General features: G+C 55.7%; 19 protein-coding genes. 8 read left to right on the top strand and 11 right to left on the bottom strand.

Features of this window, described 5'->3' with window-relative positions; genetic code table 11:
* The first annotated feature begins 1 nt into the window (after position 1).
* The 4 genes from glyS (at position 2) to H586_RS0100185 (ending at position 5,572) form a co-directional block, all read left to right on the top strand.
* Positions 2-2,092 (top strand): glycine--tRNA ligase subunit beta, encoded by a 2,091-nt coding sequence (gene glyS / locus H586_RS0100200; RefSeq protein ID WP_027181090.1) that lies wholly within the window; start codon positions 2-4, stop codon positions 2,090-2,092.
* A gap of 156 nt (positions 2,093-2,248) precedes the next feature.
* Positions 2,249-2,512 (top strand): 30S ribosomal protein S20, encoded by a 264-nt coding sequence (rpsT, locus tag H586_RS0100195; protein ID WP_011367934.1) that lies wholly within the window; start codon positions 2,249-2,251, stop codon positions 2,510-2,512.
* Between the two features lie 206 nt (positions 2,513-2,718).
* Positions 2,719-4,116, top strand: coding sequence for a Trk system potassium transporter TrkA (gene trkA / locus H586_RS0100190; RefSeq protein ID WP_011367933.1), 1,398 nt, complete (start codon positions 2,719-2,721; stop codon positions 4,114-4,116).
* 10 nt (positions 4,117-4,126) lie between these two features.
* Positions 4,127-5,572, top strand: coding sequence for a TrkH family potassium uptake protein (locus tag H586_RS0100185; protein WP_011367932.1), 1,446 nt, complete (start codon positions 4,127-4,129; stop codon positions 5,570-5,572).
* A gap of 136 nt (positions 5,573-5,708) precedes the next feature.
* On the opposite strand, the gene H586_RS0100180 is transcribed toward H586_RS0100185, so the two are convergent.
* The 6 genes from H586_RS0100180 to H586_RS0100155 form a co-directional block, all read right to left on the bottom strand.
* Positions 5,709-6,380 carry an adenylate kinase gene (locus H586_RS0100180; RefSeq protein ID WP_011367931.1) on the bottom strand — a complete coding sequence of 224 codons (672 nt, stop codon included), beginning with the start codon at positions 6,378-6,380 and terminating at the stop codon, positions 5,709-5,711.
* A 75-nt stretch (positions 6,381-6,455) separates the two neighbouring features.
* Entirely contained in the window at positions 6,456-7,529 is a 1,074-nt protein-coding gene (gene tilS, locus H586_RS0100175; protein ID WP_034618388.1) for a tRNA lysidine(34) synthetase TilS, read from the bottom strand.
* 57 nt (positions 7,530-7,586) lie between these two features.
* Positions 7,587-7,922 (bottom strand): hypothetical protein, encoded by a 336-nt coding sequence (locus tag H586_RS0100170; RefSeq protein ID WP_027181087.1) that lies wholly within the window; start codon positions 7,920-7,922, stop codon positions 7,587-7,589.
* Positions 7,919-9,271 (bottom strand): glutamyl-tRNA reductase, encoded by a 1,353-nt coding sequence (hemA, locus tag H586_RS0100165; RefSeq protein ID WP_011367928.1) that lies wholly within the window; start codon positions 9,269-9,271, stop codon positions 7,919-7,921. Before hemA ends, H586_RS0100170 begins: the two co-directional genes overlap by 4 nt.
* Positions 9,272-9,274: 3 nt before the next feature.
* Positions 9,275-10,099, bottom strand: coding sequence for a cytochrome C assembly family protein (locus tag H586_RS0100160; protein WP_011367927.1), 825 nt, complete (start codon positions 10,097-10,099; stop codon positions 9,275-9,277).
* On the bottom strand, positions 10,086-10,748 hold the full coding sequence (locus tag H586_RS0100155; protein ID WP_234702919.1) for a precorrin-2 dehydrogenase/sirohydrochlorin ferrochelatase family protein: 663 nt from the start codon (positions 10,746-10,748) through the stop codon (positions 10,086-10,088). Before H586_RS0100155 ends, H586_RS0100160 begins: the two co-directional genes overlap by 14 nt.
* Positions 10,749-10,879: 131 nt before the next feature.
* On the opposite strand from H586_RS0100155, the gene H586_RS0100150 reads away from it, so the two are divergent.
* On the top strand, positions 10,880-12,178 hold the full coding sequence (locus H586_RS0100150) for a glycosyltransferase family 9 protein (RefSeq protein ID WP_027181085.1): 1,299 nt from the start codon (positions 10,880-10,882) through the stop codon (positions 12,176-12,178).
* Positions 12,179-12,195: 17 nt separating this feature from the next.
* Positions 12,196-13,500, top strand: coding sequence for a CgeB family protein (locus tag H586_RS0100145; protein WP_034618386.1), 1,305 nt, complete (start codon positions 12,196-12,198; stop codon positions 13,498-13,500).
* A gap of 95 nt (positions 13,501-13,595) precedes the next feature.
* Here H586_RS0100145 and H586_RS20985 read toward each other — a convergent pair whose 3' ends face one another.
* Entirely contained in the window at positions 13,596-13,907 is a 312-nt protein-coding gene (locus tag H586_RS20985; RefSeq protein WP_011367923.1) for an IscA/HesB family protein, read from the bottom strand.
* A gap of 186 nt (positions 13,908-14,093) precedes the next feature.
* Positions 14,094-14,414, bottom strand: a complete 321-nt coding sequence (locus tag H586_RS0100130; RefSeq protein WP_011367922.1) for an IscA/HesB family protein — start codon at positions 14,412-14,414, stop codon at positions 14,094-14,096.
* 196 nt (positions 14,415-14,610) lie between these two features.
* On the opposite strand from H586_RS0100130, the gene pyrR reads away from it, so the two are divergent.
* A complete protein-coding gene (pyrR, locus tag H586_RS0100125; RefSeq protein WP_011367921.1) occupies positions 14,611-15,144 on the top strand; it encodes a bifunctional pyr operon transcriptional regulator/uracil phosphoribosyltransferase PyrR in 534 nt (177 codons plus the stop codon).
* Positions 15,145-15,211: 67 nt separating this feature from the next.
* Here pyrR and argB read toward each other — a convergent pair whose 3' ends face one another.
* From argB to H586_RS0100110, 3 genes are all read right to left on the bottom strand, one after another.
* Positions 15,212-16,099, bottom strand: a complete 888-nt coding sequence (gene argB, locus H586_RS0100120) for an acetylglutamate kinase (RefSeq protein WP_027181081.1) — start codon at positions 16,097-16,099, stop codon at positions 15,212-15,214.
* A 20-nt stretch (positions 16,100-16,119) separates the two neighbouring features.
* Complete coding sequence (gene hslU, locus H586_RS0100115; RefSeq protein ID WP_011367919.1) at positions 16,120-17,469, bottom strand: ATP-dependent protease ATPase subunit HslU; 1,350 nt, start codon at positions 17,467-17,469, stop codon at positions 16,120-16,122.
* A 204-nt stretch (positions 17,470-17,673) separates the two neighbouring features.
* Positions 17,674-19,116: a DegQ family serine endoprotease gene (locus H586_RS0100110; RefSeq protein WP_011367918.1), complete on the bottom strand. Its 1,443-nt coding sequence runs from the start codon at positions 19,114-19,116 to the stop codon at positions 17,674-17,676.
* A 145-nt stretch (positions 19,117-19,261) separates the two neighbouring features.
* Here H586_RS0100110 and H586_RS17680 point away from each other — a divergent pair, with 145 nt between their 5' ends.
* Positions 19,262-20,239, top strand: coding sequence for an alpha/beta hydrolase (locus H586_RS17680; RefSeq protein WP_051363795.1), 978 nt, complete (start codon positions 19,262-19,264; stop codon positions 20,237-20,239).
* Positions 20,240-20,268: the final 29 nt, after the last annotated feature.

The raw sequence follows: 20,268 nt of genomic DNA, 5'->3' as shown, positions 1-20,268 counted from the left end.
TATGTCTGTTTTCGTGATGGAGATTGGAACAGAAGAACTGCCTGCCCGTTTCCTTTCCGGACTGGAGCAGGAGATTGCTTCGCGGTTTGAGGCTGCGCTTGCAGCAGCCAATGTGGAATTCGGTACTCTGAATGTGCAGTCAACCCCGCGCAGGCTGGCTCTGACCATTGAAAATATTGATGCCGTGCAGCGCGAAGCTGAAGAAGTAGTTTCCGGTCCGCCCGTGCGTATAGCTTTTGACGCACAAGGCCGGCCTACCAAGGCGGCCGAAGGATTTGCCAGAACGCAGGGCGCTGAGCTGGACGAGCTTTTCACGCTGACCACCGATAAAGGTGAATACCTTGCGGTGCGCAAGAAAACCGGCGGCCGTCCCGTACAGGAAATTCTGTCAGAGGTGGCCCCTGAGATCATTGCAGCTTTACCTTTCCCTAAAAAAATGAAGTGGGGGAGCGGCGATTTTACGTTCGGCCGTCCTCTGCGCTGGGTGCTGGCCCTCTTTGACAGTGAAGTAGTACCGTTCACAGTGGCGGGGATTGTTTCCGGCAACGAAACCTGTGGGCACAGGGTTCATGGTCCGGGGCCTTTTGAGGTTTCCGGAGCAGACGCCTATGCCGGTACCGTGCGCGATAAGTGCCATGTCACCTTGTGCGCTGCCGACCGGCGCCGCGTGACCGTAGAAGGTGGAGACGCCCTTGCCGCACAGGCCGGTGGCCGTATCCTCTGGAAAGACTCCCTGCTGGACGAAGTACAGGGCCTTTGCGAGCATCCTGTTCCCTGTCTGGGAGATTTTGATCCATCTTTTCTGGAACTGCCGGCAGAGGTTCTGCTGACCAGTATGGAAAGCCATCAGAAGAGCTTTGGCGTTGCCGCTGCCGATGGCAGCCTGATGCCGCACTTTCTGACTGTGCTCAACATGACGCCGCAGAATTCCGCGCTGGTTAAAAAAGGCTGGGAGCGGGTGTTGCGTGCACGTCTTGAAGATGCCCGTTTCTTCTGGAAGGCGGACCTTGCTTCCGATTTTGACAGCTGGCTTGCCAAGCTGGACAACGTCATCTTTCTTGCTCCGCTGGGCAGCATGGGTGACAAAACGCGCCGTCTGGAAAGGCTGTGCCGCTGGCTGGCTGCCGCCGTGGCTCCTGATATTCAGGAACAGGCCGCCCGTGCAGGCCGGTTGTCCAAGGCTGATCTTGTCTCGGAAATGGTGTACGAGTTTGATTCGCTGCAGGGGATCATGGGCGGCATTTACGCACGCCGGAAAGGAGAGGACGAGATTGTCGCCCAGGCTGTCAGCGAGCAGTACCTGCCGGCCGGTCCCGAAAGCCCTGTTCCTGATTCTTTGTGCGGTGCGCTGCTTTCCATAGCTGACAAGGCTGATACGCTGGCTGGCTGTTTCGGACTGTCCATGATTCCTACAGGTGCGGCCGATCCGTATGCATTGCGGCGTTGTGCGCTGGGTATTGCGCGTATTATGCTGGAAAAAGGTCTTCGTTTCGATGTACGCGAGCTTTTCAGATACGCGCAGGAAGGCTACGGTGAACGTCAATGGAAGCTGGAACCTGAGCAGGCAGCCGAAAAGCTGCATGAATTCTTTGTGTTGCGTCTGAAAAACCTGTTTGTGTCACAAGGGCATGAAACGCTTCTTGTGGAAGCCGCGCTGCATGCCGGTGCCGACGATGTGTGGGCCGCAGGTGCCCGGCTGGAGGCTCTGGACCGTTTCAGCAAATCTGCAGAATTCGGTCAGGCGGTGCTTACATTCAAGCGTGCGGCGAATATTATCCGCAAGCAGGGGCAGGAGGAAGACGGCGGACTGGATGGTTGCTACGATGCTTCGTTGTTTGAGGACGAAGCTGAAAAGGCGCTGGCCGGTGCGCTGGAAGACATCGCCCCTGATTTTGAAGCACGGTGGGCCGCGGATGATTACCATGCGCTGTTTGGTCTGCTGGGTGTGCTTCGTCCGGCCGTGGATGCTTTTTTTGACAGCGTCATGGTCATGTGCGAAGATCCGCATATCAGACGTAACAGGTTGAATCTGCTGCAGTCTCTTGTGCAGCGTCTTGGGCGTCTTGCTGATTTCGGTGCATTGCAGATGTAACGGTGGCAAGGCAAAAAATTGCCGGAACAGCCGGGAAAAAATAGTCTGTCAGGGTTGACAAGAGTCCGGCCTTGACTGTAAATGACTCGTTCCCCAGTGTTCCAGTAGGTCAAATATAATTTTTCACATAGAAGCCTTTTTTTTGGAGGGAGTCCCTTGGCTAACCATAAGTCTGCCATTAAGCGGCATAAGCAGAGTGTCAAAAGAGCCGCACGTAACCGCGCTGTCAAAACCCGTATCAAGAACGCTATCAAAGCCGTTCGCACAGCTGTTACGGAAAAGGATAAAGAGCAGGCTCAGGCAAAACTGACCGACGCTATGTCCGTGCTGGATAAGGCTTCCAGCAAGGGCGTTATTCACTGGAAGAACGCCGCCCGTAAGATTTCCCGTCTCAGCAAGGCTGTGGACGGAATCGAGTAATATCGTATTGTTGCTCTAGTTAGTATTGCCCGTCACTTCGGTGGCGGGCTTTTTTGTTCTGCCGGGCGCCCCGCGCACCACTGTGCATGTTGGTAAATGCTGACGGCATGTTATAGCGGTTGAACAGGCCCCGTCCTTTTGCTAGTGACCATGGTTGACCGGCAGATGCGTCCCTCTGGTTTCATCTTTTGAGAACGGATTGCACAATGCGTTTGTTTCGTAAAGAACCGAAAGCTGAACAGCTCAAGGTTATTATTATCGGCGCGGGTGAGGTGGGCTACCACATAGCCCACAGGCTGACCCGTGAGAATAAACAGGTTGTGGTGGTGGACCAGCAGCCCGAAGCCCTGCGCAGGGTGGCCGAGGCGCTTGATGTACAGACCATCAGGGGGTCGGGGTCCAGCCCCGTGGTGCTGCACGACGCCGGTGCAGAAGATGCCGATATTATTCTGGCGGTGACAGACAGTGACGAGATCAATATCATAGCATGTCTGTTCGCCAATATTATTTCGCCTGCTTCTACCAAGCTGGCCCGCATACGCAATGAAGAATATACGCTGTACCGCGATGCTCTGGCTCAGGATATTCTTAATATAAGCATGATCATCAATCCTGAAGTGGAAGTGGTAAAAAACATCGACCGGCTGCTTTCGTTGCCGGGAGCCGTTGATTACAGCGAGTTTGCCGACGGACGCATCCGCATGGTGGGCATGCGTATATGTTCCGGACCTCTTGTCGGTGTGCGGCTGATGAATTTCCGGACGGTGATTTCCGACGGCGATGTGATCATTGCGGCCATAGTGCGCAATGATGAGCTGATAATTCCTACCGGTATGGATGAAATCAGAGCAGACGACGTGGTCTACTTTGTCTGCACCGAATCCAGCCTGGAATCGGTCCGCAATGTGGTTGCCGCTCTGGAAGACCCTATCCGGAGTGCTCTTATTGTGGGTGGTGGAAACATAGGTATGCGTCTTGCCACGCTTTTCGAGCGTAAAGGTTATCATACCAAACTTGTCGACCGCGATGAGGAACGCTGTGCTGTGCTGGCAGAAAAGCTGAACTCGACCATTGTTCTGCACGGTGACGGCACCGATCAGGATCTGCTGCGTGAAGAAAACGCCGGAACCATGGATGCCGTTGTGTGTCTGACTTCTGATGAAGAGACCAATATTCTCTGCTCACTGCTGGCAAAGAATATGGGCGTGCGCAAAACCGTTGCGCGCATCAACAAGGTGGCTTACCAGCCGCTTGTCCGCGCCATCGGCATCGAGCATTCGGTCAGCCCGCGTCTGTCAGCCGTGAACAGCATTCTGCATTATATCCGCAAAGGAAAGGTGCTTTCTTCAGTAGCCATCCGCGGGGAAGAGGCTGAAGTGATGGAGGCGCTGGCGGAAGCGCAGTCAGATATTGTGGGCAGACCCATCCATAAGCTGAGCTTTCCCAAGGGAGCGCTGGTGCTGGCTCTGGTGCGCGGCACCGAGGTCGTCATCCCCAGCGGCGACACTGTTATCGAGCCGCAGGACCGCATCCTGATTCTTTCCACACGTCAGGCGGTTTCCGATGTTGAGCAGGCTCTTATGGTCAAGCTCAAGGCGTACTAGGCGGCTTGTAATGCGTATCGGCTATACATTGTATGTCATCGGGGCGTTGCTTTGCTCCGTTGGACTTACCATGATTTTTCCGCTGATGTTCGGCGTATACTATCAGGATGAAAGTATATTGCCGCTTTTGTACTCCATGGGGATAACAGTGATTGCGGGCGGCTGCCTGATTGCCGTTTTCCGTGAGCGGACCAAAACCCTGCTGAACCACAGAGAAGGCATGGCTATTGTGGCTCTGGGGTGGATAGGGGCGGGTATTGCCGGAGCGCTTCCTTTCTGGTTCGGCGGCATGCTGGGATTTACCGACGCGCTTTTCGAATCCGTTTCTGGCTTTACCACCACCGGCTCCACGGTGCTGACTGATATCGAAATAGTCCCCCGCGGTCTGCTTATGTGGCGTAGCCTCACCCATTGGCTTGGGGGCATGGGTATTATTGTGCTTTCACTTGCCATTCTGCCTTTTCTCGGCGTGGGGGGCATGCAGCTGTACAAAGCCGAAGTGCCCGGCCCTGTGCCTGACAAGCTCAAGCCCCGCATCAAAGATACAGCCATGGCTCTGTGGAAGGTCTATCTGCTTTTTTCCGTGCTGCAGGCTGTGTTGCTGTATTTCGGGGGAATGGATGTGTTCGACTCCATCTGCCATACATTCGGCACCATGGCCACGGGCGGTTTTTCAACCAAGAATGCTTCTGTGGGGCACTACGACAGCGGATACCTGCAGACCGTCATCATTATATTCATGTTCATTGCGGGTGTTAATTTTTCTCTGCATTTCCGTCTGCTGCTGGGAGAGCCCGGGGCTTTTCTCAAGGATGCGGAATTTCGTTTTTATACGGTCGTGGTGCTTGTCAGTACGGCTGTGGTTGCACTGGCCGTATATGGCACAGAGTACGACAGTTTTCTTGAAGCATTGCGTCATGCGGCTTTTCAGGTTGTTTCCATCTGTACAACAACCGGGTTTGCCACGGCGGATTATGAACAGTGGGCGCCCGTAACCATGGCAGTATTGCTGTTTCTGACGTTTCTTGGCGGGTGTGCAGGGTCCACCGGCGGCGGCATTAAATGTATGAGAGTGCTGTTGTTGCTCAAGCAGGCATATCATGAAATTTTCAGACTGATCCATCCGCACTCGGTATCTTATGTCAAGCTGGGCAACCGCATTGTGCGGGCAGAGGTACTTTCCGGTGTGCTGGGATTTTTTGTTCTGTATATCGGGTTGTTTGTACTGTCATCCACGCTCATAGCAGCTATGGGGGTTGATGTGCTGACGGCCTTTTCCGCCACGGCGGCCTGCATAGGCAATATCGGCCCGGGACTGGGGTCCGTAGGTCCCGCCGAGAATTTTGCCCACCTGCCTCAGGCTGCCAAGTGGGTGCTGACACTGTGCATGCTGCTGGGCAGACTGGAAATCTATACTGTTTTCATCCTTTTTGTGCCTGAGTTCTGGCGCAAGTAACCGGCCGTTGGCGCTGGCAGTGGTGCGGAAGGTACACGCGCGCAGAACATGTACCGCCTGCTTGCTGTCGGTGCGTTATGCATAAGAAAAGGCCCCCGCTTTCAGCGGGGGCCTTTTTGTGGCGGAAGAGATCAGACTAGGCGAGCTGGGCCAGCAAGGTTTCCTTGATGGAGTTGATGTCGCCTTCGCCGTTCAGTTCAATGTATTTGGTGGCGCCTTTGGCTGCGAGGTCTTTGTAGAAGTAGGCAGCGGCCAGAGTGCCGTCTTCGGTGTTGTAGTAGATGTCATGACGCTTGTTAATGGCACCTTCGTCCTGATCATCAGCACGGCTGCTCAGCGCGCCGCCACATACGCGGCACTTGTCGCCTTCGGGCTTGATGGCGTCGATGAAAATATTGTTGGGGTGGTTGTTGTCGTTGACACACAGACGGCGGCCCATGATGCGGTTTTTGGCCACTTCGCGGGGCAGCAGGATTTCGATGACGTAGTCAAGTTTCATGTTTTCGGCCTGCAGCGCGTCCCACAGCTTTTCAGCCTGCACCATGTTACGGGGAAAGCCGTCCAGCAGCCAGCCGTTGGCACCCTTGCTCTTGAGCGTTTCAAGAACCATGGGAATGGTGATTTCGTCGGGGACCAGATCGCCGCGATCGATGTATTCCTTGGCTTTTTTACCAAGCTCCGTACCACCGCCGATGTGTTCGCGGAAGATGGCACCGGATTCGATGTGGGCCAGATTGTATTTCTGCTTAACCAGAGAACCCTGTGTTCCCTTACCGCTACCGTTGGGGCCGAAGATGAGTATATTCACGTCATTCCTCCTTGTCATTTATTTCACGAAGTCATACTGCGAAGAATCGCACCCTGTCAATCGGATAAAAAAGAATCAGGCGGTTAGGCAGAAGCATATGCCGCCATGGCGTATCCTGGCTGTTTTTCCGCCGGGGAACTGAATGCACTTGCCCCCCTGATTTCTGTGCCAGGCATGTTCCAGCGCCATGATGGAGGCATGCAGCGGCTGTCCGGCGCCCAGAGCTTCCAGAGCTTTTTTGTACAGCCGCAGCCGGCCTGCTTTGTGCAGACCCTGCAGTGTGCTGCGGGCAATGAAAATCTGGCCGTTTTTGTCCGGTGCCAGTTCGGGCAGCACGTCTGCCCAGTAGTTTCTGTCAGCGGCTGCGGCTTCCCATAGTTCTGTGATTGTGGTTCCGAAAGAAGGATTTTCTTGCTGCAACAGGGGAATGATGGTGTTGCGGATGCGGTTGCGGGTGAACGACGGGTCAGAATTTGAAGCATCTTCGCGCCATGGGCACCGGCATGCTTCCAGAAAAGTTGTCAGCTTGTTCTTTTCTGTCACAAGCAGGGGGCGCAGCAGGCTCCGTTCGGGAATGACGGCCTGCATTCCGCCGAGTGCCGGCCAGCCTGCACCGCGGATAAGGCGCATGAGCACGTCTTCCTTAAGATCATCCGCATGGTGGCCGGTACATATGACAGGGCGGGAAAAAAGGGCGGCTGTTCTCGCGTAAAAGGCATAACGTGCTTTGCGGCCTGCTTCCTCCAGACCGCAGCGTCCGGCGGCCGCCAAATCCGCAACGTCTGTACGGACTGAAAAAAGCCTGATGCCGGCGGCGGAGCAGAGCTGACCGACAAAGCGCGCGTCGTCTGCGCTTTCCTGTCGCAGCGCATGATCAAGGTGAACGGCAACTACGGTATGTCCCATGCGCGGAGCCAGATAATGCAGGATGAGCAGCAGTGCTGTGGAGTCGGCGCCCCCGGAACAAGCCGCCAGCATCGTATACCCGTTCAGGGGGGCACTGCTCAGGGCTTGCTCACGGGAAATACAGCCGGTACGGGCAAGCTGTTCCGTCATAAAACGCCCGACATCCAGACACAGACGTGCCTGCGGCGCGGGGATATCCTGCAGCCTTGCAGGAAGCTGGTTAGGCAGTGGCGGGTACGGCATGGCAGGGTGGGCGGCAGCCCTTTAACGCGGTATAACGGCGGAAAAGGGCTGTCCCGTTCAGATGGCGATGCCGTTTTCTGACAGCAAAGAGTCAAGATAGCCGGTCATATGGGATTGCAGAGCCGGAGATGCGTAAGCGATGCATTCGCAGCGCAGCATATTGCGTGCACGGACCAGCAGTTCCATTCTAAGGGCATCGCCGCAAATTTCCAGTGCCATGGCATAGGGGCCGCACCGGGGCAGATGCTCTTTCTGCACGGGGGTCAGGTGCTCCGGCGGAACCGGAAGCCAGTAAAGGTCTTCAAGACCGGCTTCAAGCTCCATGGCTTTCAGGCGGCCGGTTATGACCGAGATGTCTTCCGGTTGCAGGTCTTCAATGACGTAAAGTTTCATAGAATGGTTTTCCCCGGACAGCCCGCAGGCAGGTCGGGCTGCGGCCGTTTGCGGTTTTTATGTGCTTCCGGCTGTTCAGGCTCGTTATCCAGATTAAACATGCGCCGCGCAAAGTCTATGTAGCGCTGGCCGGAATCCTCTTCTTCGTATCGTCTTTTCAGAAAGCAGATGGGTTCGTGGTGAATTTTTTTCACAACGGCGTTGAGCATTGCCTCAAGGGCTTTCTGAGTGCTTTCATCCACAGGCCCTATGCGGCGCAGTGTCTTCAGCAGTTCTTCCTGCGCGATTTCAGTGGACCGGGAATACATGTCCACAATGGTTGGCTGCAGATCCAGCGAGCGCAGCCAACGGCCGAAGACTTCTGTTTCGGATCTGACAATGGCTTTAGCCTTGGCGGCCTCTTCGCGCCGGTGCGACAGGTTTTCTTCAACAACTTCTTTTAAGTCGTCGATGTCGTACAGGTAGACGTTATCGAGGTTGTTCACATCCGGATCAATGTCACGGGGCACGGCGATGTCAATGAAGAACATGGGCCTGTTTTTACGGCGTTTGAGTACGTCACGGATGTCTTTTGCCCTTATGACGGCCTGCTGCGCTCCTGTGGAACTGATGACAATGTCAACTTCGGGCAGACGGGTGAACAGCTCTTCAAAAAGAATGGCTTCGCCGTCGAACTGTTTTGCCAGCTCAAGCCCGCGTTCAAAGGTTCTGTTGGCTACATAGATTTTATTCACACCACAGTTCAGCAGGTGTGTTGCGGCCAGTTCCGCCATTTCGCCCGCACCGATGAGCATGGCTTTGTATTCGTTCATTTCGCCGAATATGCGTTTGGCCAGTTCCACGGCAGCATAGCTGATGGAAACCGCGCTGGAAGCCACGGCTGTTTCTGTGCGCACACGTTTGGCTACGGAAAAAGCCTTGTGCATCATTCTGTTCAGAATGACGCGTGTGGTGTTGCGTGCCACGGCATCGCGGTAGGCATCTTTCAGCTGTCCCAGAATCTGCGGTTCTCCGAGCACCATGGAATCGAGGCTTGAAGCCACGGTGAACAGGTGCTCAACGGCTGCAAGCCCCCTGTGGATGTAGACGTAGGGGCGCAGTTCTTCCGGATGCTGGCCTCTGGCATTGGCCCACAGTGAAAGCACAGTGTCCGGCACGTCATCGCCGCGTCCGGCGACCATTATTTCCACACGGTTGCATGTGGAAAGAATGATGACTTCACTTATGCCGTTGCCCAGCGGTATCACCGCGGGTTCCAGAGAAGTACAGCCTGTAAGCGCAAACTTTTCGCGTACTTCCACGTCGGCGGTACGGTGGTTCAAACCGATGATGAATATTTCCTGATCCATGATTTACTGCTGAAAGCTGTGGTGTGTGGGCATGAAATAGTTAACGCCGACAAGCGAAAACACGGTTAGGGCAAAGAGCCAGACGGCCAATACTGCCGCCTTTCGGCCTCTCCAGCCCAGTGCCAGCCGATGATGGAAAAGCAGGGCGAACAGAAACCAGACCACAAGAGAAACCATTTCCTTGGGGTCCCATGTGATGGCACGTCCCCATTGGATGTGCCCCCAAATGAAACCGCTGGCCATGCCCAGTGTGTACAGCGGAAAGCCGGACATGACGGCTACATGGTTTACTCTGTCAAAGGCGTTGAGCGAAGGAAGGTCTTTTGCAAAACCGCTTAACCTGTCCTTGTTTTTAATTTTTTTGTCAAGGTAAAGGAATATGAGCCCCGCCCCGAAGGCCATGGTCATCAAGCCGAGGCTGAGAAAAAGCGACCCGATGTGCAGACTGAAAAACAGGCCGGACATGGAAGCCGGAAAAGCCGACTGGACCACCGTGATGCGCAACGAGGAAATGAACAGCAACAGAGCCAGCGGTGCGGCCGTGATGGCCAGAAAGGCCAGACGCATTCTCCACCATATGATGAAATAGATGAGCAGCATGCTCCATGAGAGCATCTGCATGTAATACCCTTTGGTCATTTCGGCCCATGAAGAGTCGAGAATGTTGAAGACCAGCAGCAGGGTATGCACGCCGAAACCGGCAACGGTAAGCCACGATGCCGCCTTTGTCACTCGCTGGCGGCGTGTAACCAGCCCGAACAGCTCGACACAGGTGCCCAGAAAGTAGAGCACGATAATGGTCAGGGTAAGCAGCTTAAGCAAGCTCATTCAGCAACTCTCCGATTCTGTTGTGCAATTGTTCGGGAAGCAGATTCCGTAAAAGAGCTTCTGCTTCTGTGTTGCGGTTATGCCGGAGCATTTCTGCGAGGTCTGAATTGACCAGATTTCTGAAAATTTCCGTGTTACGGTGTGTTTCAAGCCCGATATCCAGAATGAGAGGCCGCACCCTGCCCATAAAGGCAGCCAGAGCGGTATATCTGTCTCCGAACCATTCCTGAAGATCGGACCTTATGCGCCGTGCCAGAGCGGGACTGTGCCCCCCCGTGGAAAGGGCGACCAGAATGTCTCCGCTGGTGAAGTGCGCGGGAACAATGAAGCTGCCGGACTGCGGGGCATCGGCCACGTTGCAGGGGATGCCGTTGTGCCTGCAGGCGCGGGCGACTGCGGCGTTTACTGCGGCGTTGCCCGTAGCGGCAAATACAACCGCCTTACCGGTCACATCATTTTCATCAAATGGACGACATTCGTACACTACCGTACCGCCGGATAGCAAGTCCTGCCAGTCCGAAGAGGCGGTGCGCGGGTCGACCACAATAACGGAGGCGGGCTCGCAGGGCAGCAGTGCCTGCAGCTTGCGCCTGCCTACTTCCCCGCCGCCGACGATGAGGCAGGCGGCTCCCTGAAGATTGAGCAACATGGGGTAATATCGCATTGCCGCGTTATACAATTGTGCGCTGTAAAGGAAAAGGGGAAAGTGCCGGTGTGGTCTTCTTGCCGCTGATGACGGAATAGGCTAGTAAAAAAAGGTATTACGCATAGAGAGAATACATGAAAAAAGCACTGGTGATTCAGCTTGCCCGATTCGGGGACATTATACAGACCAAGCGGCTCATTCTGACGCTGCTCGGCCGCTATGACGAGGTGCATCTGGCTGTGGACAGTTCGCTGGTTCCGCTTGCCCGTCTGGTATATCCTCAGCTCTGCGTGCACGGCCTTGCGGCACACAGAGGAGCGGGTTCTCCGGCGGAAGTGTTTGCCGCAAGCAGAATGCTGTTCGGCAGGCTGGCTTCAGAGCGTTTTGACGCTGTATATAATCTTAATTTTTCGCGTCTTAATTTTTCGCTGTCCGCTTTGTTTGATGCTGACAGTGTGCGCGGTTATGCCATGCGCAGCGGGCAGCCTGAGGTGCCGCTGTGGGCAAGACTGGCCTTTCGCTGGACAAGAAAACGCCGCATAGCACCGCTCAATCTTGTTGACTTCTGGGCATATTTTGCGCGCAACCCTGTGTGTGCAGGAGAAGTTAATCCCGTGGCGGCACGCGGGGGAGGCGGTATAGGCGTGGTGTTGGCCGGACGTGATTCACGCCGCTCGTTGCCGCCTGCAGTGCTTGCCGCCTGTGTGCAGGCGGTTTTTGAGGGAACCGGAGGTCCGGCAATAACACTGCTGGGCACCGCTGCGGAAAAAACGCTGGCCAGACAGCTGATGCGCCACTTTTCCGGCCCCATGGTGGAGCGTACCGTAACGCTGGCGGGCAAAACAGGGTACACGGACCTTGCCGAAGTTGTGGGTACGCTGGATACGCTGATAACTCCCGATACCGGCACCATGCATCTTGCTGCTCATCTGGGTACGCCCGTGCAGGCTTTTTTTCTTTCTTCCGCCTGGTGCTTCGAGACGGGCCCTTACGGTATGGGGCACAGAGTCTGGCAAGGACTGGTTCAGTGCTCCCCGTGCGAGGAAAACCGGCCGTGTCCTGTGTCCGTGGCCTGCCTCGCTCCCTTTGCCGACAAACGGTTTCTTCAGGTGCTGGCCGGTAAGGCCGCAGAAGCGTATCCGGAGCATCTGTCCGGTCTTGTCAGCATGTTTGATGCCGTGGGTGTGACGTATCTGCCCGTGTTCGGAGAGGATATGGCCGCGCCGGAGCGGCGGGAGCTGAGGCGGCTGGTTGCGGAGCATGTGTGCCCGGAAACGGCCAATGCAGGGGCCGGGCTCATAGGCCTGAGCGCCATGCAGGATATGGCACTGCAGGACAGTCTGGGCCGTTTTCTTTTCAGCGAGAGCGACTGGATGCTGGACGCGGCGGGGCGGGACTTTCCGGATGTCGCGGACGTGCCGGGTTTCTGCTGATTTATTTCGAGGTGATGATGAACAGTTCCCTTTGTGATGATGCTGCGTCGCGCGGTGAAAAGGCGCGGGTGCTGGTGGTGCTTCCCATGTATGGCGGATCGTTGCCCGTGGGACGGTACTGCGTTGATGCGTTACGTAATCTGGGGCATACCGTCGAGGTTTTCGAGGCTCCGGATTTTCATTCGGCCTTTTCGGCGTTGAAGGGGTTGCGTGTCACCACCGATCGTCTGGAGTATCTGGAAAACAGTTTTCTGCAGGTGGTCTCGCAGGCGGTGCTGGCCAAGGTGGAGACCTTTGAGCCTGATCTGGTGCTGGCGCTTGCTCAGGCCCCTCTGAGCAGACAGGCGCTCAAAAGGCTGCGCAGAGACGGGGTGGCAACGGCCATGTGGTTTGTGGAAGACCATCGGCTGTTCACATACTGGCGTGCTTTTGCACCGTACTATGACTTTTTTGCAGTTATCCAGAAGGATGATTTTCTGGACAAGCTGGAAGAACTGGGTGTGGAAGGCGCTCTGTATCTGCCTCTGGCGGCTCTTGCCTCGTTCCATAAGCCTGTGGACCTCAGCCCCGTGGAAAAGCGCCGGTTTGGTGCCGATGTCTCGTTTATGGGGGCCGGTTATCCCAACAGACGGTTGGCGTTCAGGCAGTTTACCGGATATGATTTTAAAATATGGGGTACGGAGTGGGAAGGCGAGCCTTTGCTTCAGCGCCATGTACAGCTTGGCGGGGCGCGCGTTTCACCCGAAGATGCGGTTAGAATTTATAATGCCACCCGTATCAACCTTAACCTGCATTCAAGTGTGCACGCCAGTGAACTGGTCGGCCGCGGAGATTTTGTTAATCCCCGGACATTTGAACTGGCGGCGTGCGGCGCGTTTCAGCTTGTGGACCAACGGTCGTTGCTGCCCGAACTTTTTGCCTGTGATGAACTTGTCACCTTCAGCTCTGTGGAGGAGATGCACGGGTTGATCCGGGACTATCTGGAGGATGAAGAGGCGCGGCAGGCGTATGCTCTTCGTGCCAGAGAAAGGGTGCTGCGTGAGCATACTTATGAGCACCGGATGCAGGCCTTGCTTGATTTTGTGCGTGCAAAGCGTCCCTCATGGCCGGCAGTGCGCCGTACGCTGGAAAGTGCCCTGCACGGCGCGCAACTGCCATCGGAGCTCACAGCGGAGCTCGGGCAGTTGCTCGAACGCCTGGGCCTGCCGGCAGATGCGTCATTTGATGATCTGTGCTGGGCGGTGCGGCAGCGTAAAGGCACTCTGACGGAGCTGGAAACAGCACTGCTTTTTTTGCAGGAGTGGAAAAAACAGTATGCCTGAACAGGTAAAGCGGGGCCGCCATATGGCGGCCCCGCTTTTTGTGTGTGCATGAAAAAGGCCTTCCCTGCGGGAAGGCCGGTGGTGCGGGTGTTTGTCTAGCCGCAGGAGGAGCAGCTGCTGCAAGAGCCGCCGCCGCTGCCGAGAGGCTGACCGGATTCAACTTGAAATCCCATGTATGAGAGATCAATCCTGATGGACTCCGCCCGTTCCATCAGTTCTTTGTTTACGGCAAAGGTGAAACCTTTCACTTCGTATACGTTGTCAGATTCGTTTGGCTCATCCAGAGCCAATGCCAGCCTGGGGCCGCTTCAGCCACCGGGCGCAAGATACACACGGATAGGAGTGCGCTCCTTGTCCGCAAAGTAGGATTCCAGCTCCTTGTGAGCGGTATCGGTAAGTTCGAACATTCCGTTCCTCCACGGTTCTGGTATGGGCAACAAGTAAGGGCCGCAGCAAGCTTTGTCAATGCAAACGGCAAAACCCATAGATGAAAACTCTAGCATGGTTGAAAATTGCCCGTTTCCGTGGAAGGTTGGCATGGGAAGCCGCAATAAAAAAAACGGCCCCGAAGGGCCGTTGGTGTGCGCGCTATATTAGCTGCAGCAACTGCTGGAACTACCGCAGCCGCTGCACCCGCCGCCGCCCGGCAGGGGAATTTCGGGAGTCAGGGTGAACCCGCTGCATGTCAGGTCGATGGTTACGTTACCTACCTGCTCAAACAGTCCGGTGTTCATGATAAAGGTATATCCACCTGCGTCTTCCGTCGTGTCGGCTTCACCGGGTTCATCCAGCGCCAGCGCCAGACGGGGACCGCTGCAGCCGCCGGGGGCGAGGTAAATGCGGATGGGAGATTTTTCTTTGTCGGTGAAATAGGCGTCCAGCTCTTTGCCGGCGCTTTCCTGCAGTGTGATCATTGTGAATCCTCCATGGAAAAACCAATGGTATCATAGATTTTTCCAATGTGTTTCGTTTTATGTATCGACCTGATAAATATACAGAATTTAACAGGAAAAGTCAAATGCGGTTTGTGGCTGTCCATTTGCCTTGCCCCGCATAACGCTATACATATGGGGACGCAAAAAGCTAACGCAAGACCGGAAAGGGTTTTTTATGCAGAAAAAGTGCATTCTTTCGGCACAGGACATAGCCAGAACGCTTGAGCGGCTGGCCTGTGAGGTACTTGAACGCCACGGAGACGCGGACAATCTTGCTCTGGTGGGCATCCAGCGCCGCGGGGTGGACATAGCGGGCAGACTGCGTGGTCTTTTGTCCGCCCGGCTGGGCAGAGAGGTTGCTCTGGGCAGTCTGGATATCAATCTTTACCGGGATGACTGGACCAGTCTTGACACCCAGCCCATGATCAACCGCACGGAGCTGCCTTTTGCCGTGGATGACGCCCGGATAGTGCTGGTGGACGATGTGCTCTATACAGGCAGAACCATCCGTTCCGCACTTGAAGCTATTCTTGATTACGGTCGGCCGGAGAGGGTCGAGCTGCTGGTTCTGGTGGACAGAGGGCATAGAGAGCTGCCTATACATGCTGATTATGTGGGCAAGTCACTCACAACAGGCAGGGACGAGCAGGTCAATGTCCTTGTGTCGGAGCGTGACGGCGACGATGCTGTGATGCTGTTGCGCCGCTAGCAAGAGATTGTCCGGCATGCATGTTGTCCGGCAGGCGGAACCCGGCGGTTCCGCCTGCCGGTTGTAATCAGGAACAGGCCCTGGTGATCTCCGTACCGATGCCGTGATCGGTAAAGAGCTCAAGCAGCACGCAGTTTTCGATGCGTCCGTCAATGATCATGGCCTTTTCAACCCCGTCCTCAAGAGCTTCCAGACAGCACTTGACCTTGGGCAGCATGCCGCCTTTCAGTGTACCGTCTTCAAACAGCTGCATGGTGCGGGCTGTATCGAGCGAAGATATGAGTCTGCCGTCCTTATCCAGAATGCCCGGAACATCAGTGAGCAGCAGAAGCCTTTTTGCTCCCAGTGCACCGGCTACCGCACCGGCCACAAGGTCGGCGTTGATATTGTAAGTCTCTCCGTTTTCGTCCACGCCCACAGGGGCAATGACGGGAACGAAGCCGTCCCGCTGCAGGCTGTGCAGCAGTTTTGTTTCCACTCCTGTCACTTCTCCCACTTTGCCCAGATCAATGATTTCTGGTGCCTGAGCCTCTTTGCTGATCACCATTTCCATCTGGCGGGCCCTGATCAGCTGGCCGTCTTTGCCCGAAAGCCCCACAGCCTTGGCGCCGCTCAGATTCAGCAGGTTGACGATCTGCTTGTTCACCTTGCCGACCAGCACCATTTCCACAACGTCCATGGTGGCGTCATCCGTCACACGCAGGCCTTCGCGGAAGTTTGTGGGAATGTTCAGCTGCTGCAGCATGCGGCCTATCTGGGGGCCTCCGCCGTGTACAACAACAGGATTGACCCCGACATACTTGAGCAGCACGATGTTCAGAGCAAAAGCCTGCTTCAGACTTTCGTCTATCATGGCGTTGCCACCGTATTTTATGACAACTGTTTCACCGCTGAACTGGCGGAAGTAGGGCAGGGATTCAATGAGAACCTTGGATTTGAACGCATCGTTCTGCACGGTATGCTCCGTATCACGGTTTAGAGTATGTAACGGGTAAGATCCCTGTTTGCAGTGATATCTGCAAGATGCTGCCGGACATATTCCCTGTCTATGACTATACGCTCTCCGCTTTTGTCAGGAGCTTCAAAAGAAAGATCTGCAAGAATTTTTTCCATTATGGTATACAGGCGACGTGCGCCGATGTTTTCTGTTTCCTGATTTGCTTCCTGTGCAAAGTCGGCCACAGCCTCCAGCGCATCTTCGGTATATTCTATCTGCACACCTTCGGTGGCCAGCAGAGCTTTGTACTGTACGGTCAGGGCGTTTTTCGGCTCTGTAAGAATGCGGAGAAATTCCTTGCTGCCAAGCGCCGTCAGCTCCACCCGCAACGGAAAACGCCCCTGCAGTTCGGGAATAAGGTCGGAAGGTTTGCTGTAGTGGAATGCTCCCGCTCCGATGAAGAGGATATGGTCAGTGTGTATGATGCCGTATTTGGTATTGACCGCAGAGCCTTCGACAATGGGCAGCAGGTCACGCTGGACACCTTCTCTCGATATGTCGGCGGTTTTGCCGCCTTGCTGACTGCTGGCTATTTTGTCTATTTCATCCAGAAAGATAATGCCTGTCTGTTCTGCGCGTTCTCTTGCCAGTTCTATGACCTTTTCATGGTCGATGAGCCGTTCCGATTCTTCCTGCAGCAGAATGGCATAGGCGTCACCCACCTTCATGCGGCGCCGTTTGCGTTTAGGCGGAAATGCCTTGCTGAACATATCCTTGAACTGCGAACCGATGTCCTCCATGCCCGGCATGGTCATGACATCCATCTGCGGACCGGACTGCATTTCCACTTCCATTTCCACTTCCCTGTGATCAAGCCTGCCTTCACGCCAGAGCGTTCTCAACTTGTTGCGGGTATTTTCTGCGCCGCCTGCAGGTGTCTGCGGGGTGTCGAAGCTTGTGTTTACAGCAGGGGAAGAGGGGAGCAGCAGGTCAAGAAGCCGTTCTTCTGCTGCGGCTTCCGCGCGGGTTTTGACACTGTCCCGTTCCTCTTCCCGTACCAGATTGACACTGATCTCCATCAGGTCGCGGATCATGGACTCCACATCACGCCCCACATAACCCACTTCGGTGAATTTGGTGGCTTCGACTTTCAGAAAGGGGGAGGAAGAAAGCCTGGCGAGCCGTCTGGCGATTTCCGTCTTGCCCACACCGGTCGGGCCCATCATGATGATGTTTTTGGGAGCCACTTCATCTCTGATGGCAGGTTCCAGCTGTTGCCGGCGCCAGCGGTTGCGCAGTGCCACCGCCACCATTCGTTTTGCCTGTTCCTGACCTATTATATACTTGTCCAGTTCTGAAACGATTTCTCTGGGCGTGAGTACGCTCATGGTTGCTCCTTGAAAGACATATGATATCAGCGCGCAGTGTGTGGCTGTCCGGGCCGTGAAAAAAGCGGACGGCGGGCAGAGACAGCAGCAGCATGCGTGGCTGATGCCAACTGTAAGCATCTGTCACAGCACAGACAAGGGCAAAAGGGGAAAAGAAAAGGGGATGCGCATGGCGCATCCCCTTGATGAGGCGGTGAACAGGCTTTATTCGGCACTCAGGGAGAGCGTGCGGAAAAACGTCTCACCCCTGCGGTATATCTGGAACATGATGGCTCCGCGCTTTGCGGCGTCGCCTTCAACAATTTTCTGCAGCTGGCCGACGGTGTTCACAGGCTTCAGATTCGCCATCAGGATCACATCGCCGGGCCGCAGATCTGCCATGGCGGCGGGTGAATTTTGCTGGATACCCACCACAAGCAGTCCATTGGTTGATTCGAGACCAAGCTGTCCGGCTTCCTGTTCTGTCATCTGGCGCAGCTTGAGCCCCAGCTGACCTGTGGCGGCATTCTGCTTCTGCTGCGGGGTTTCATCGCGGGCTGCCATTTCTGTTCCTCTCTCGCCCAGCGTGAGAGTGAAGGTCTTTTGCGCACCGTTGCGCACGGCGACCACTGTGGCCTTGTCTCCGGGGGACAGGTCGGCGATGGTGCGCAACAGGTCAGAGGCACCGGAAATCTCATTACGGTTCACTTTGATGATGATATCGCCCGCGCGTATTCCGGCTTTGTCTGCGGGTTCCCCGCTGAGGACATTGCCGATGAGCGCGCCTCTGGTGTTTTTAAGTCCCAGCGCCTTGGCGGTATTTTCGTCAATGTCCTGAATGGTGACGCCTATCCAGCCGCGGGCCACCCGCTTGTTTGTCTTCAGTTCTTCTATGACCCTTCTTGCAAGGTTGCTGGGTACCGCAAATCCAATGCCCTGACCGCTGGCTATGATGGCTGTGTTGATGCCTATCACTTTGCCGTCACTGTTGATGAGGGGGCCGCCGCTGTTGCCTGGGTTGATGGACGCATCAGTCTGAATGAAATCGTCGAATGGACCGGAGCGGATATCGCGGCCCAGCGCGCTGATGATGCCTGCAGTCACCGAGTGGTCAAGACCGAAGGGGTTGCCGATGGCCATAACCCATTCGCCGACCTGAAGTGCGTCGGAATCACCGAACGGCAGGGTGGCAAGCGGCCGGCCTGCATCGATTTTAAGCAGAGCGAGGTCTGTTTCGCTGTCGGTGCCGACAACAGTGGCCTCAAACGTGTCCGGTTCGCCTTTGGCACTTTCCACGTTTACCGAAACTACATCGGCGCCGGCGATCACATGGTTGTTGGTGACAATGTATCCGTCCGGAGAGATGATGAAGCCCGAACCGAGCGAGCGCTGTTTGCGCGGGCGCTGGGGCTGGTTGAAAAAACGCTCGAACTGGTTGAAGAAATCATCAAAAGGCAGACCGTGGGGTCTGTTCTGGAAGAATTCTCTCCATTGTTCGGGAATTTTGTTTTCCACGCTTTTTTCGGTGTTGATGTTGACAACTGCCGGTCCGGCTTTTGCGGACAGTGCGGTGAAATCAGGAACTCCGGCCGCGTGGGCCATGGTGGCGGCCAGCGCGAATACGGTTGTCAGCAACGTGAGCTGAAGGCGTTTGGTGTATCGGTTCATATAAGTTACTCCTTGTAACCTGCCTTGGTTCAAAACTGGAGGCCGTGGCAATACGTAACGATAATAGAGCTTATTTTTGTGTTGTAAACCACCGTGCTGCATATCAGACGCTGTCTGATACGACATATCTGTACAGGAGGCCGTCATGGCGAACGAATCGGCAACGATACCCGTCACCTGCATTGAAGGGTATGACACTATGGACGAGGAAACCGGCGCGTTTCTGGCCGCAGCCGCGGGCAGCGGCGTGCCGCTTGCCCGGCAGGATATTGCAGACATACGAAATGATTATGAACAGAGGCTGAGGACAGGTATTGAGCAGGCTCCGGCCATGGCCGCGGTGGAAGAGCATGCCGTGCCTGTCTTCCGCGGCTCGATTCCGCTGAGGATATACCGTCCGGTTGCTGATAGCTGCCTGCCGGTGATTTTGTTTCTGCACGGTGGTGGGTTTGTTAAGGGAAGCATTGACTCGCATGAAGCCATGTGCCGCGAGCTTGCCTTGCGCAGCGGGCTGGCCGTCGCCGCTGCGGGGTATCGCCTTGCACCGGAGCATCGCTATCCGGTGGCTCAGGACGACTGTATCTGCGCTTTGCACTGGCTGGGCGCCCATGCGGCAGAAGCCGGGGTCAACGGTGGCAGAATGGTGGTCGCGGGCGATAGTGCAGGAGGCCAGCTGGCTGCCGCGCTGGCTGTGTATGCCCGGGATGCGGGGCTGGAGGCGTTGCGGGGGCAGATTCTTTTTTATCCGTGCGTCGATATGGCAAGCAGCGGTGCGTCACACAGTCAGTGTGCTACCGGATTCGGCCTTACGGAAGAGTCTGTCCGCTGGTATTATAACGCCTACCTGCCGCAGGGAATGGCCTGTGATGATCCTGCCGTGTCTCCTCTTTATACAGAGAATCTGCAGGGCGTGGCACCGGCGGCAGTGTTTAATGCTGTTTATGATCCGGTGCGGTCAGACGGCGAACTGTTTGTGCAGCGGCTGCGCGCGGCCGGCGTTTCCGCAAGGCTGGCTCTGTATCCCACGGTGCATGGCTTTGTCAGTACATACACGCGGTTCCATGCAGGCCGCAGGGCGCTGGCTGCAGCGGGAGCATTCGCCGCGGAGGTGACAGCAGGGTGATGTGTACAAAAAAGGGGGCTTGCGGCCCC

It is taken from the genome of Oleidesulfovibrio alaskensis DSM 16109, assembly GCF_000482745.1.
Taxonomy (GTDB): Bacteria; Desulfobacterota; Desulfovibrionia; order Desulfovibrionales; family Desulfovibrionaceae; genus Oleidesulfovibrio; species Oleidesulfovibrio alaskensis.
The sequence above is the reverse complement of the archived record's forward strand: the minus strand, read 5'-3'. Positions and strand labels throughout refer to the sequence as shown.

Bases quoted from the DNA above. Each gene is read 5' to 3' on its own strand.
- H586_RS0100110 (WP_011367918.1), bottom strand. From the start codon at position 19,116: ATGAACCGATACACCAAACGCCTTCAGCTCACGTTGCTGACAACCGTA.
- tilS (WP_034618388.1), bottom strand. From the start codon at position 7,529: ATGCCGTACCCGCCACTGCCTAACCAGCTTCCTGCAAGGCTGCAGGAT.
- H586_RS0100130 (WP_011367922.1), bottom strand. From the start codon at position 14,414: ATGATCACACTGCAGGAAAGCGCCGGCAAAGAGCTGGACGCCTATTTC.
- H586_RS0100150 (WP_027181085.1), top strand. From the start codon at position 10,880: ATGAAAAAAGCACTGGTGATTCAGCTTGCCCGATTCGGGGACATTATA.
- H586_RS0100160 (WP_011367927.1), bottom strand. From the start codon at position 10,099: ATGAGCTTGCTTAAGCTGCTTACCCTGACCATTATCGTGCTCTACTTT.
- H586_RS0100170 (WP_027181087.1), bottom strand. From the start codon at position 7,922: ATGAAACTTTACGTCATTGAAGACCTGCAACCGGAAGACATCTCGGTC.
- hslU (WP_011367919.1), bottom strand. From the start codon at position 17,469: ATGAGCGTACTCACGCCCAGAGAAATCGTTTCAGAACTGGACAAGTAT.
- H586_RS17680 (WP_051363795.1), top strand. From the start codon at position 19,262: ATGGCGAACGAATCGGCAACGATACCCGTCACCTGCATTGAAGGGTAT.
- glyS (WP_027181090.1), top strand. From the start codon at position 2: ATGTCTGTTTTCGTGATGGAGATTGGAACAGAAGAACTGCCTGCCCGT.
- hemA (WP_011367928.1), bottom strand. From the start codon at position 9,271: ATGGATCAGGAAATATTCATCATCGGTTTGAACCACCGTACCGCCGAC.
- H586_RS0100145 (WP_034618386.1), top strand. From the start codon at position 12,196: ATGAACAGTTCCCTTTGTGATGATGCTGCGTCGCGCGGTGAAAAGGCG.
- pyrR (WP_011367921.1), top strand. From the start codon at position 14,611: ATGCAGAAAAAGTGCATTCTTTCGGCACAGGACATAGCCAGAACGCTT.
- H586_RS0100155 (WP_234702919.1), bottom strand. From the start codon at position 10,748: ATGTTGCTCAATCTTCAGGGAGCCGCCTGCCTCATCGTCGGCGGCGGG.
- H586_RS0100185 (WP_011367932.1), top strand. From the start codon at position 4,127: ATGCGTATCGGCTATACATTGTATGTCATCGGGGCGTTGCTTTGCTCC.
- trkA (WP_011367933.1), top strand. From the start codon at position 2,719: ATGCGTTTGTTTCGTAAAGAACCGAAAGCTGAACAGCTCAAGGTTATT.